This window comes from Vulcanisaeta souniana JCM 11219 (assembly GCF_026000775.1).
GTDB classification, from domain to species: domain Archaea; phylum Thermoproteota; class Thermoprotei; order Thermoproteales; family Thermocladiaceae; genus Vulcanisaeta; species Vulcanisaeta souniana.
In genome coordinates this window covers 338,758-351,370 of sequence record NZ_AP026830.1, presented here as the reverse complement: position 1 = coordinate 351,370, position 12,613 = coordinate 338,758, and the positions used below count along the sequence as shown (strand labels likewise).

Below are 12,613 nucleotides of genomic sequence, written 5' to 3'. Positions count from 1 at the left end.
TACTCATGGAACTAGTTTACCAGCGGAGATAGAGTGGTGCGCGATAGTGAGTTAAGTTCATTGGACTTAGTAATAGCCTTTACAGTCTCATAATCATTACTGAGTAAGGATTTTAGAGCTAAGGTAAAGAGGATGAGGATAGTTAACTAGAAAGCCAAAGATCAACCAGTACGGATTACCGGCGTTCGCGAGGACCCCGTCCTCGGTAATCATGGTTTAATTATATTACGTAAACAACCAGGTATCTGATGAAAAAGAATGAGATAGAAAGAGATTAAGAGAACTTAAGTAATGCGTTCTAAAATACGAACTTAATGTTTAAATAATTAAGATTGTTTCAAAATAATTATGGCCGCATTAAATATAGATATGATTAGGGGTAAGATTAAGGCCATTGTTGGTGAGATACTTGGTTATTACTCAGGTAAGGAGGAGGTGATTAGGAAGATATTGGCTGCGGCCTTGGCTGGTGGGCACGTGCTCCTAGAGGATAAGCCTGGCGTTGGTAAGACCTTCCTTGCAAAACTCATGGCAAAGGTCCTGGGGCTTCAATTCTCAAGGATACAATTCACTCCAGACCTACTGCCCAGTGACATAGTTGGCACTAAAGTTTGGAGACCGAGTGAGGGCAGGTTTGTGGTAATGACAGGGCCTGTCTTCGCGAACTTCATACTGGCCGACGAGATTAATAGGGCTCCACCGAAGACCCAGGCGGCGCTCCTTGAGGCCATGGAGGAGCTCCAGGTAACTATTGAGGGCGAGACGTATAAGTTACCACAGCCGTTCATTGTTATTGCGACGCAGAACCCGATTGAGTACGAGGGCACTTACCCACTACCTGAGGCTCAGATGGATAGGTTCATGCTTAAGATGAGCCTTGGGTACCCAAGTGAGGATGAGGAGGGTGAGTTATTGAGTAGGAGGATTAAGTGGATGACTGATGACCCAACGGGTTATGCTAATACTATCACGAACACCAATGACTTGCTCGCGATTAGGCAGTTCATAGAGGGTAAGGTTAGGGTTGACCAGGACATCATTAAGTACATACTTGCCTTCAGGGTGATTAGGGACGATGAAAGGGTCGCTGCTGGTCCAAGCCCGAGGGGTTTATTATCGCTCCTGAGGATTGCCAGGGCCATAGCCGTTATTGATGGTAGGGATTACGTAATACCCGATGACGTTAAGTCCGTGGCTGCGGATACGCTTGGGCACAGGATCGTGCTAAAGCCCGAGTATGCAATAGAGAGCGAGATCACGGGTAGGGACATAGTCCTTGAATACCTGGGCAAGATATCTGTGCCCAAGTGATTGGTATGGTTAGGGAAATAACGAAGTCTTACTACCTACTCCTGGCTATACCCATATTCGTGGCCATAATGGCCATTATAGCCACAGCTAAGGAACTGTTAATGGCCGTTATCTTCTCGGCACTCATGGTATTCTTAGCCCTTATTACGGACATGAAGCCCGTAATAACCATGAACATTGACTTACCGAGAACCAGGGTATTCGCTGGGGATGAAGTTGAGGCTAGGGTTAGGGTGAGGGTTAAGGGTGGGCTTGGTCTAGTGTCAATAGCGACGCCGCCGGCGTCATACGGCGACTCAAGGAGGTATAAGGAGGGCTTTGATGTTGTTAATGGTAAGGCTGCCCAAATAGTCTTCAAGGGGTTTAGTGACGTGGAGAGGGAGTTCAAGTTCAAGGTTAAGGCATTAAAGAGGGGCGTGTACGATTTTGGACGCATTAGGTACACATACCACCACCTCTTTGGTCTTAGGATCATTGAGGATGAGGTCAATGATGACATTAAGTTAGTGGTTATGCCTAGGTACAGGATCATTAGGAGGGGTGTTGGCAAGATTAAGCCGTCTACGGTGACGCCCAGGGTGACGCCGAACAGGCTCGGTCCGCACTCAACGGATTTCATGGACATTAGAGAGTACGTGCCTGGGGACCCATTCAAATTCATTAATTGGAAGGCCACGGCTAGGTCCATTGAGGGTAAGTTAATGGTTAATAATTACGAGAGGGAGGGCTTGAGGAACGTGGTGTTTCTAATCGACTTAGGCCCATGGATGAGACTCGGCTACCCACACGAGAACCCACTTGAATTCGGTACATCGCTCGTACTCTCACTCACTAAGGTACTGCTTAGGTATGGCTACAACGTGGGCCTGTGGACGATACCTCCTAGTGACGTTTACGTAATGCCGTCGTCAGGCCAGACCCAGTTCTACAGGGTATTAAGCACATTACTTAGGATTGAGTATGTGGAGGAGCCTAGGTACGAGTTTGCCGATCCAGCCCTGCTCAGGGTGATCATGGAAACAAAGCCCATACTAATTATTATCACCAACATGGCCAGTAAGGACGTGGTCAACGCCCTCAGGAAGTCCCTATGCGTAGGGCCAGGAAACAGGTGTAGGTTGTTGGGTAGGGCCTTGGTGATTGACGTGTCCCACGGGTCCATAGTCATGGGCGAGAAACTAGGTGATTATGAAATAACTACATGCATTGGTCGCATAGGTACCAGGGCTAGGCTGTACAAGGCATTACCCAAGGGCATGCTTGTTGTGCCCTGGGACCCAGGTTGTGAAAACGTGGGTTTGGCAGTGGCAAGGTTAATGCCCAGGGTGAGGTGGTTGTCATGAGACTCCTATCCGCGGCATTGGCCCTATCACTACCATTAACACCATTCATAGTCTTCATGGTAATGACCGATTACTCAGGCATATTGATCTACGTCTTCATGGGGATAACGGCGATAATAGGCGTCATCGGCCTGGTTAGGGGTAGGGGCTTGGGCAGGGCTGGTTTGTTCTCGGCATTCTCATCAATGGCCCTCCTGGCCTTCGCCATGGGTTACATACCGTACACAACGGGTGTTGCTCTGGGTACTGTGAATGAGCCAGCCCTTAGGTGGCTTGCCCTGTCAATATCCCTATCTATTTACGCGTACTTCCTAGGCAACGTTTATGAGGCAAGCAGTAGGATAGCCAGGAGAATGAGGGAATTGGGTTACGGTGCTGAGGGACTTAGGGAGTTGGATACTACCAATGCCGTAGTGATCGGCGTTGGCGTCCTGTTGCTTGGGGTATCCTTCGTGATAACCCTGTTAATGGAGGTACTAAGGATCATTAGTTTAGCTCCAGTAATTGCACTGTTACTATTCATTATAGTTTACCTAATAGCCATGGTAATAGCGAGGGTCCATAGGGGGTGAAGACCATGAGTGCTAAGGTAACGTTAAGTGACCTGGGGTTTATGGATTTATTAAAGGCGTTCATTGCCTGGACCATAATCCTTTTAGCCGTAACTCTTATAGTTAATTATGCGGTCCTAGCTTCACCATACGCTGCGAAGGTTATTCAGGAAGACCCACTCAGGGCTGCTAGGGACTTTGCTGAGTTCTTTGTAACGGTGGTTAACCCGTCGGCCCATCAATCAGCCTTTACTAAAATAGTTAATATATTCGGCATATCACCTTCTTTCTTCTTCGTACTCTCGGCCATTGTCGACGCAATATTATTCACAATTTTCGGATTAGCCCTACTGGCCAGTTTAAGGCTGTGGTTCGGTGTACGTACCATCTGGAAAGGCCATAGGTCAATCCTTAGTCTCGCAACGTTAGTCGGCGCATCGCTATCATTAATTGGGTCAGTGTTGGCATTAATTGGTTTAATACTGCTACTTACCACTGACGTTACCCCGGTTGTTAATCAGGGAATGGCATTAACGTTAAGTTCATCCTCCATTTATATGGCTCTTCCATTTCCATGGCCAATGACGATGGGCACGTTATTGTGGATCCTCGGTATTGGCATTGTTGGGATCCTTTTGTTAATATTTCTCGTCAGGGATGGGGATTTCCTTGGTATTGCGTTTATGGCAATATTAATAATTGGGTCAATATTATCAATTATTGGAATGTTACTAATAGGCTTTATACTAATGTCCATTGCCAGCGGACTTATAGTATTAACCAGGAGGGGTGTTGCCATATGAACTCAAGAACAACTGCAACGGTCTTCCTGTTAATCGTGCTTGTAATCACTTGGATTCTCATGAGTTCAATAACGCCGTTGATAATCAAGACCAGTGGGTCTAAGTCAAATAACCTGGTGAATATCGTGAGTGTCAGTAAGTCACAAATACCGGGCATTGGACTTGGTACTGGGCTATTCGGTGCCGGCTTTGGCATTAATGGCTTCGGCATTGGATTATTTGGTAGCGGCTTTGGTTTTTCAGGCGTTGGATTCGGCCTTCACGGTCTTGGAGAGTTTATAGCATTAACCATGCCCTTCATAAATGAACCAGTGATAAGCCCATTACCACCAAAAATACACATTACGCAGCCAGTCCTACCACTCACATTTAGCAACATGCCAATAATATCCCCGGTATTTTCTTGGTCAATAACCAATACAACTATGCAACATCACGGAGGCGGTGGGGGCGGTGGAAGTGGCGGTGGGGTCGCCAGTGGCGTTCATGGTGTTAATTCCATGAATAATGAAGTCGTTAAGACCACGGTCATTAAGATAGTCCTACCCTGGCTATTGTGGGTTCTCATAGCCATAATAATTATACTATTGATATTTACGATAATAAGTGCGAGGAGTTCCCTGGTGAGACTTAGGTTGCTTAGTGAGAAGAGTGAGAGGAGGGTTGAGAGGAAGCCGAAGGTTAAGGCTGAGATGCCAAGGCCAAAGCCCATGGAAAAACCCCAACAAGCCTTGCCAAGGATGGAATTACCCATTAATGGATTGCCAACGCCTCTCAGGGGTTGGGGTGGTGGTAAATTTGTCGACCTTGGCATTGATAAGGACCTACCACTCACCTGGAGGATTAATGACCCACTGCCCTTCACAGTAAGTAACGGCGCATCCCTTGAGTTGCACCCTGAGGGTGAGGTTATTGACAACACGCTGGTATTCCGTAACCCCGGTTGTCATGAGGTTAGGGCTAGGGTTAATGGTAATGTTGCCGAGGTTCATAGAATCCTCGTAGTAGAGGATTACGATGGGGATGTGATGAACGTGTTTAGGGCCAACATGGCTATGCACGGGCTTGAGGACATTGAGAATAAGACGCCCAGGGAGATCTGCATGGAGTTGGCCAGTAAGGGTTTGGTGAGTGAGACGAATTGCGAGTACTGGGTTAGCCTCAGGATTTTTGAGGCTGTTAGGTATGGGCATGTGGGCGTTGATAGGAGGGCTTATGAGGATTTCATACGTGGGTTAACAAGGCTGAGGGATGCGCTGGTCATGGGGTGTCCAGGATGAGCCTGAACAAGTTAGCTAGGCATTATGGGATTAGGATCGGCGTTCTAATCGCAGTGCTCTTAATAATCCTTACACTGGGGCCATCAATAATTAATTACGTTCCATTAGCATCAATACCGATTAAGTGGTTAATTAACGCATTACTGTTACCGCTCATCATATTCATGGCCATTAGACTGGCTGGAGGGTTTTTATCAACGAGGACTGGTACGTTATTCAAGGTCCTAGGCAGTGTATTGGTTAGCGTGATTGCGCCGACAGTATTTGCATACCTGCTTCTGGAGGGTACTTTGACAACGATACCACCCCTCATACACTTCAATAAACTCCCGGGAATATTCACGGCAATATTCGTGATCTTTGTTGGTGCCGTGCTCATTAATTACGGTAGGGGTTTTGGCGAACCCGTTAAGTCATCACTAACCTACCTGGGCGCTGCGGTTGTGCTTTACGGGGTTGCTGGTATGGGATCCATTGCCTATACGCCGCTTGGTATGCCATTCCTTTATGCCTCAATTGGCTCGGCATTGATGGGCATCGTCATGTTAATGAGTCTACACCCAGCACTGAGACCCCTGGTTAGTGACTTACCAAGGATTGCGAAACCCATTGTGGCACTACTCTTCGTTGTGGGATTTATATCTATGTTCGCACAAATACCGCAATTAAAGCCATACAGCGGCTACCTAACCATGGTATCACTAATCCTCCTGGCAATTATTGTGGTGGTCATTGGTTATAGGCTATATAGCGCGTTCTCGAGGGTTGCTGAGAAAATTGCGGAGAGGATTTATGAGCAGCACGTTAGGGAATCGCCACTGCTTGCTTCAAGTGAGGATGATGTATTGGTCAACGCAATTAACGAGTTCATAAGGCGTGGGAGAAAGGAGGAGTTAATAGCCTACGCAGCCTACGCCCTAGCCCACTGCGACATAGACTTCACTGAGGTGAGTACCGCATTAAGGGGACTCATTGACTATGAACCACCCCATTACACGGGCATCTGGCCCTGGGAGAGACGCAATGTTGAGGGAATTGCAATGAAGGATGCTGAAGCAAGGAAGCAACTGGTTACGGAGTTAATGAAGTTAATAACCACGTGCAAAGTCGCAAAAATATAGACAAAGAGAAGTTAAAGGGCAATGTACTCAACCAATGGGTTGGTTAGGAAGAGGGTGTTTGATGCCATGATGCCCAGCGTAATATCCTTTAATTTTTAGGAGCAACATCAGCAGAATCACCAATCTGCATCATTATAACTCACAATAATCTACCACTTCAGGTCTAATTCGTCAGTCGCAATCACCTGAGACCCAGCCACAAGCTTCGGTATCAAGTCAAAACAACACGACTAAGGTATATCGTGAGCAGGACCTAGATAAGCAGGAAACCAAGGCATCACCAAGAAACAAGCTAAGCTTAAACAAAGAGGAAGTAAAGGGACTAGGATGGTCAAGGGTTCCCAGAAAAAGCAGTCAATTAATTGATTGCTCAAATCCCACAATACTACATAAGCAGTTTAGATCATTTGAAAGGCATAAACAAACAACACTAGGTTGTACTTGATTCTTGATGTGAACGACCACTGATCCTTATGTACAATTCCTTTATTAACTCAGTCCATTTTAGGTGGACATACTTACCCTCATAGTTAATATAGCTCCTGTAAATATGCTTCTTCGTCATCCTGGTATATACCTTGCAATGCGGACATCCGAGGACCACGTATGTGGAATTCTCAATAAGCTGGAGGTTAGAACCACACATGGGGCATTTCAGGCCCAGCTCTAACTTTGATGTTTCCTCAGATACCATTGTTTGGGTATTGAAACTAGCAGGATTTTTAATTAACGAGTAAAATGTTGACGTCATAGTTCCGTTAAGTATTTATGGGTAACAGGTAGGTATCTATCCATAATACGTTCGTTTAGGATATTATTATTAATTTAAGCAATAGGGTGATATATCATCGTGTATTTTTGACTCGGTATGTATTGATACTGATATTGTACTTCGGTATTGCATGGCTTATAATTAACCTGTTATCTATCGTTAGATAGTGGAGATCCCCTATTGATCCAGGGCTGGATTCACCGCGGCCGCCCCCTTTGTGAACGTAAGATGTTTCAGGGCTTCAATAATTTCTTGCTTCTTTTCGTCCTTCGCCTCTGCAAGTTTCCGCATAGTGCCTTATATTGTTTGTATCTTGATATTGTCGTTATTATTTAAAGACCTTGCTGGTATCACAACCATTATGTACTGACCGCTCTTTTTTCTGTGTGCTTCAATACCATTCTCCTTTAATATGTTGATAATAACCTGTGCTTCATCCTCACTCTTAACATAGTGGTACAGCATTAATGGATTGGTAGCAACGGAAAACTTATAGTTCAACACATTAACTACCCACTTACCCCTTCGCCACTTAAGTTCCATATTCGCCATCTCTCTTAACGTAACCCATTTACTAACATTAAGTGCATCCATTAGCTCTTTCAGCGTAGGTGGCATTACATTAACAATACGTCTCGCCATGTCTATAGCTTTGCTACCTAAGAACATTAGGTGCATAGGATATGTGCGCCCCTTGACTAACTCACTCAGCAACAATCTCCATCTTACATCGTTAAAATCCTTATTCGTTAAATCGATAACAGGTTCCTTATAGTTGTAAACGTTTCTGATTGTTACGCTACCATCGCCAAGTATAGCCCCGAATAAAGCCGCAATCACCGTATTATTATTAATCTCGAATAGTAAATCACCTGGTGTATAATCCGTCCTTAAAAACCACATCAATTTAACATCTTTCTTATTTACATCAATACCGATGATGTTACTATGTATTTTTCCTGGAAACAAAAATGCTACTAAAATGTTCTGCCATGTCTGAGACGTACCTATAGTTACCCTAGACTCTTGTATATACCCATCGGCTATGAACAACCCATACCGTATTGTCTTAATTACTTCGTTAATTTCTACCAGGTTAGGCACCTCAATGGATGTGCCCTCAAGATCTCTAATCAATAAATGAACCAATGTGCCTCTTCTCAACATGTCTACAAGGAGTATTATATGACTCCCATACACAACGATTCCACCAAGTCGAATAATAACCTCAGCATTGCCTTCCAATATTTTTCTCAGTAATTCCTTAACCTCATAAGTCCATATGCCATCCCATAGCAATTTCTCAATATAATTAATTTGGGCATTAATGTAATTTATGAACCCACTAACATCATATTTACCTCGGGCTCATTACCCAAACTAATCAATTCCAAATAACCAAACTAGCTTATATAAGCTTCTCAAAATCAAAATGGAAAACCACGAAAAACCGCAACACACAACCACCATTGGAGTTGATACTCAGGACTCACACCCACCACTCAACCCCACTCGAATCACTTTTTGTGAACACCCGAAGTTAAAAACCTGCAAGTAGATTCTTAGTTGATGGGTATGGCCTCTAAATCAAGGCTCTTGCTTGTTACTGCGGTAATAATCCTCGCCGTCGCAGATACATTACTTATTGCGGCGCTCCTGAAGCCCTCGGTTATATCGCCAATGATCAATGGCATTAAGGGCGCAGTAAAGACTATACTAAGTACCACCTACAAATTCGAATTAATGAGACGGGGAGCCATTAGTTTACCGCATACACAGATCAAGCCTCAGCCTCTTACCCTACCTGCCACTGCCTATGTGGTTGGGTCCAACCAGTTCATTAATGGGTTAATTAGTGCTGGTGCGCCTCAGTCGATGGTTAAGCCCATAACCCTCGGTGAATTGTCCTCAGTGCCTAATGATTCGATTATTATCATTGATTGGGATTACATCAACAAGACAATGCGTATATCCCTAAGCCAATTGGCGAGACAGTTGGAGAATGTAATTGGTAAGGGAGATTTAATAATCCTTTACACGGCAAGCCCAGGGAGGGTCCTACCGCTTGAGGATGCAATAGCCGTAGCATGGGGCAACCACTACCACAGTACGGTTATTGGTTACCCAGTCATGGCCGTAAACACCACAACATACATAATAGCCTTTGGAGGAAGAAACTACCTAGTGATAAACCCGGTACAGGTACGCGGTGAGTATACCGTGTCATTAAATAGCTTAATACATGATTGGTTATTAACTAATAAGGGGCTAATCAGTAAGTCATATTCATTGAGTCTAGACCAAACATATTACGACCAAGATGAATGTAATGCAATGCAACATTATTTAGGCTCTAATGATTGGCTCTTTGGGACGGGGCTCACGAATATTGCAGGTTCTGACACCGGTAATGTTTATGAGTACGATTACTGCATAACTGGTTCTTACCAGCCGTATGCATCAACAATCGGCGTTGACTACCTGGGCTTCAATAATCTATATGCCAATACCAGCGGCGGTAATTGGGTTGGTTATGTGGTTGGTATTAACATGACGACTGCGTACTACATAGACCAGAAGAACGGCTATAATTCGTACATGACGTGGACGACGACTGATGCTGAGCCAGACAGCACCAGTTGCAGTTGGTTCCCACCATCCGCTTCAGTGCTCGAACTATCAATGGAGATAGCCCAGGAGATCTTTGAATTCATATACGATGTAGCGTTGGCATCCGACCCATCCAACCCGGTGTACTCACTGACCGCGTCGTTAAGTGCCATAGGGCCGGGACCTGGCGGGACCACGAACCTCGTTTGGTCTATAGGCGTTGAGAACCAGAATTTCTTCTGCTCACCAATCTCGACACAGGCTGGTTATAACTACCCAGTGGGCTTCGGCGTAATTAATTGGCAGGGTGTATGGTACATAAACACAAACACGGTAAGTACGGCGGCGTCGCCGGTATTCTATGGCGGAGGCACCATCTGCTACCCGTTAGTTAGTGGTTACACAGTTGAGGATTTCGGCAGTGAGTTTTACTTCGTCCTCCAGTATAACCCAAGCGCCACCTACACCGTAAGTCTACAACAAACAGTATATCCATCCTCAAGTGCTTACGTGTTCGACCTACCCTCACCCACATGCCCTGGCTAATACGGTATTGATGGTGTGTGAGTTTAAAAATGGGTTAAGTTTATTTTCGATTAACAACACCCTTTATAATGTCCATGAGCCTGCCTAGAATTGTCGCCGTGCGCGTCATTCTTAACGCTCACTTTAATCAGCACTTAATACACGTAAGTATTGTGAACTACGGCAAGATCGCCTTAGGTATAAAAGTGCGTAAGTCACGGGGTCAATAACCAATGACGGCAAAATAACGTACATAAATGAGGTGCTTAATCGTTCTGCCTATGACTTACTCCTTGGATCAAGACCCATGAAATGCGCCGAGACCTCGAGCTTACTCTAATTCTTGAGGTTAAGCCGACCCATCTTCAGCAGGCATGCAATCCAGGCCCGAACCCCAAGCTACCTGATCCTCGACTCAGCCACAGCCTTGTGCCCTTGAGTAATTAACTACAAAAATAACGCTTGGTTTCAGGTAACCGTAATTGATAACCAACCTAACATTAATTAAGAACGCCACTGAGGCCTTAAGTCCGTAAGTTATGCCAGCCAAGTCGATTAGTAAGTAATCATAAGCTTCGTTGACCAAGTCAAGCAACAACCCACATGCAACCTCAAGGCTTATTGTCAATGCATTGCCGTTGAATATATTATTTACGTACGGCGCCCTTAAATTCAGTCCCGTCACCATCTCCGTGGATCCTAAACTGAGGAGGGTTTACTTGAGGCGTGTCTTAGTTATTTACTGGCTAGTTAACAATCAGGTATAAAAGGCTCAGTCACAGGGGAGACTGCCAAAATGTTGGCGTCATAGTCCTTGTGGGTATTTATGACTAACAGGCAGGTTAGCCCCATTATTACCGTCACGTACATTGAACCGGCCTACTTCCCGTCCTAATAAGGAAGATCCGCCTAAAGGGCGAGACCTTAAGTACCAGGGTAACTGGGTTGTACAAACTGGTTTTTAATTTAGTATTGTTACTGATATTAGCGTTATTTTACAGGCTCACTGTAAATAAATCATGCATAATAACTAATCACCAATGCTTAGCATACAAAGAAGCATCCCAATCCCAAGGATTGGTCTTGAGAAACTCATAAATTACATACTTCTCGTTGGCGAAAACCCAGGAATCAACTGCTCAGTGATCAAGGAAAAGAGACTAGATATTGGCAAGGGAAAGGGCGACATAACCAGGTTTTTTCAGAGGATCGGATTGATAGAGGTTGATGAGAAATGCGGTGTTAGATTAACGGAAGTGGGAAATGCAGTATTCAAGGCATTGAATGAGGACCTGACACTGGCAAAGATGCTACTCCACCTAGTACTCTACAGGGAATTACCCCACTACAGGTTACTGATTGATCTAATAAGCGAGCACGAGCCAGTGGGAGTGACTGAACTCCATGAATTGGCAAATAGGAGAATCAGGGAATTATCACCAACTGCCTGGCTCAATGATGTCGCATACAAGGCGTTGATTGGATTGGCAATTGATCTTGAGGTAATTGAGGTAACGAATAATAAGGTGAACATAAGGTACACAGCATCAGTTAGTGAATGCATTAGGAAATCCATAGCGATAACAAACAATCAAAAAATCCTCAGAATGGACAACCTAAACAACTGCCTTAAACAATTAATTAGGAACTTCGACATAAAGGCATCACTAATTAACAACCTAAATAACTGCGTGGAGCCCATAGTGGCCCCAGGACCCATTGGCTCCAGAAACACCTACTTTAGGGTAATAGATGAGGACTGCGTAGTTAGGCAAGTCGTTGATGCCATTTTGAGGCTGCCAATAAGCACGTGATCAGCACTGTTTATCCCTTAATTGAAATGTTATTATATACTTGCCGTGTTTCTCGATATACGTAGTACTGAGCACTACGGAATCACCAACATTAACACACCTCTCATCCTTAACATTTACCAACCAACCCATGACCCTAACATCACCCACCCTGGCAATCGCAATTATGTATGGCTCAAAGTCCTCAAAGCCCTGGGGCCTGGTGTAAACTCTGGTGAAGGTCTCGAGAACACCCTCCCTGGGCAGCTCAACCCACTCAACATCACTTGAGCCACAGTATGGGCAGTCGGCCTGTGGTGGGTAATAAACGGCGCCGCAGGACTTGCACTTTACTGCGTATATCCTGCCCTCCCTAAGGCCCTCCCAATACTTAACCGTCTTACCAATGGGTATTTTGTGCCTGTAAATAATTGGCACTGAGTCTATGGTTGGTCCCTCAACCTTAACAGTCTTCCTACTGGGTTTCCTCTCTGCCATTCCTCA

Annotated in this window: 12 protein-coding genes; 8 read left to right on the top strand and 4 right to left on the bottom strand. The window is 44.9% G+C overall.

The window, feature by feature from the left end; genetic code table 11:
* Window positions 1–369 precede the first annotated feature (369 nt).
* The 6 genes from Vsou_RS01815 to Vsou_RS01790 are packed head-to-tail and all read left to right on the top strand — an operon-like array spanning window position 370 to window position 6,409.
* Window positions 370–1,311 (top strand): AAA family ATPase, encoded by a 942-nt coding sequence (locus Vsou_RS01815; RefSeq protein WP_264890752.1) that lies wholly within the window; start codon window positions 370–372, stop codon window positions 1,309–1,311.
* A gap of 5 nt (window positions 1,312–1,316) precedes the next feature.
* A complete protein-coding gene (locus Vsou_RS01810; protein ID WP_188604000.1) occupies window positions 1,317–2,654 on the top strand; it encodes a DUF58 domain-containing protein in 1,338 nt (445 codons plus the stop codon).
* Window positions 2,651–3,226 (top strand): hypothetical protein, encoded by a 576-nt coding sequence (locus Vsou_RS01805; protein ID WP_188604001.1) that lies wholly within the window; start codon window positions 2,651–2,653, stop codon window positions 3,224–3,226. The genes Vsou_RS01810 and Vsou_RS01805 overlap by 4 nt, the downstream gene beginning before the upstream one ends.
* Before the next feature lie 5 nt (window positions 3,227–3,231).
* On the top strand, window positions 3,232–4,008 hold the full coding sequence (locus Vsou_RS01800) for a hypothetical protein (protein ID WP_188604002.1): 777 nt from the start codon (window positions 3,232–3,234) through the stop codon (window positions 4,006–4,008).
* Window positions 4,005–5,288 (top strand): hypothetical protein, encoded by a 1,284-nt coding sequence (locus Vsou_RS01795; RefSeq protein WP_188604003.1) that lies wholly within the window; start codon window positions 4,005–4,007, stop codon window positions 5,286–5,288. Before Vsou_RS01800 ends, Vsou_RS01795 begins: the two co-directional genes overlap by 4 nt.
* Window positions 5,285–6,409 carry a hypothetical protein gene (locus Vsou_RS01790; protein WP_188604004.1) on the top strand — a complete coding sequence of 375 codons (1,125 nt, stop codon included), beginning with the start codon at window positions 5,285–5,287 and terminating at the stop codon, window positions 6,407–6,409. Before Vsou_RS01795 ends, Vsou_RS01790 begins: the two co-directional genes overlap by 4 nt.
* A gap of 430 nt (window positions 6,410–6,839) precedes the next feature.
* Here Vsou_RS01790 and Vsou_RS01785 read toward each other — a convergent pair whose 3' ends face one another.
* Window positions 6,840–7,103 carry a hypothetical protein gene (locus tag Vsou_RS01785; protein WP_188604005.1) on the bottom strand — a complete coding sequence of 88 codons (264 nt, stop codon included), beginning with the start codon at window positions 7,101–7,103 and terminating at the stop codon, window positions 6,840–6,842.
* Between the two features lie 375 nt (window positions 7,104–7,478).
* A complete protein-coding gene (locus Vsou_RS01780) occupies window positions 7,479–8,480 on the bottom strand; it encodes a hypothetical protein (protein WP_188604006.1) in 1,002 nt (333 codons plus the stop codon).
* A 270-nt stretch (window positions 8,481–8,750) separates the two neighbouring features.
* On the opposite strand from Vsou_RS01780, the gene Vsou_RS01775 reads away from it, so the two are divergent.
* Entirely contained in the window at window positions 8,751–10,337 is a 1,587-nt protein-coding gene (locus tag Vsou_RS01775; RefSeq protein WP_188604007.1) for a hypothetical protein, read from the top strand.
* Between the two features lie 394 nt (window positions 10,338–10,731).
* Here Vsou_RS01775 and Vsou_RS01770 read toward each other — a convergent pair whose 3' ends face one another.
* Entirely contained in the window at window positions 10,732–11,001 is a 270-nt protein-coding gene (locus tag Vsou_RS01770) for a hypothetical protein (protein ID WP_188604008.1), read from the bottom strand.
* Window positions 11,002–11,356: 355 nt separating this feature from the next.
* Here Vsou_RS01770 and Vsou_RS01765 point away from each other — a divergent pair, with 355 nt between their 5' ends.
* On the top strand, window positions 11,357–12,130 hold the full coding sequence (locus tag Vsou_RS01765) for a hypothetical protein (RefSeq protein WP_188604009.1): 774 nt from the start codon (window positions 11,357–11,359) through the stop codon (window positions 12,128–12,130).
* Here the strand turns inward: Vsou_RS01765 and Vsou_RS01760 are convergent, their stop codons facing one another.
* Window positions 12,131–12,607: a Zn-ribbon domain-containing OB-fold protein gene (locus Vsou_RS01760; RefSeq protein WP_054844130.1), complete on the bottom strand. Its 477-nt coding sequence runs from the start codon at window positions 12,605–12,607 to the stop codon at window positions 12,131–12,133.
* Window positions 12,608–12,613: the final 6 nt, after the last annotated feature.

Coding starts and splice junctions, on each gene's coding strand:
- Vsou_RS01760 (WP_054844130.1), bottom strand. CDS start 12,607: ATGGCAGAGAGGAAACCCAGTAGGAAGACTGTTAAGGTTGAGGGACCA.
- Vsou_RS01790 (WP_188604004.1), top strand. CDS start 5,285: ATGAGCCTGAACAAGTTAGCTAGGCATTATGGGATTAGGATCGGCGTT.
- Vsou_RS01775 (WP_188604007.1), top strand. CDS start 8,751: ATGGGTATGGCCTCTAAATCAAGGCTCTTGCTTGTTACTGCGGTAATA.
- Vsou_RS01815 (WP_264890752.1), top strand. CDS start 370: ATGATTAGGGGTAAGATTAAGGCCATTGTTGGTGAGATACTTGGTTAT.
- Vsou_RS01765 (WP_188604009.1), top strand. CDS start 11,357: ATGCTTAGCATACAAAGAAGCATCCCAATCCCAAGGATTGGTCTTGAG.
- Vsou_RS01810 (WP_188604000.1), top strand. CDS start 1,317: ATGGTTAGGGAAATAACGAAGTCTTACTACCTACTCCTGGCTATACCC.
- Vsou_RS01795 (WP_188604003.1), top strand. CDS start 4,005: ATGAACTCAAGAACAACTGCAACGGTCTTCCTGTTAATCGTGCTTGTA.
- Vsou_RS01805 (WP_188604001.1), top strand. CDS start 2,651: ATGAGACTCCTATCCGCGGCATTGGCCCTATCACTACCATTAACACCA.
- Vsou_RS01785 (WP_188604005.1), bottom strand. CDS start 7,103: ATGGTATCTGAGGAAACATCAAAGTTAGAGCTGGGCCTGAAATGCCCC.
- Vsou_RS01800 (WP_188604002.1), top strand. CDS start 3,232: ATGAGTGCTAAGGTAACGTTAAGTGACCTGGGGTTTATGGATTTATTA.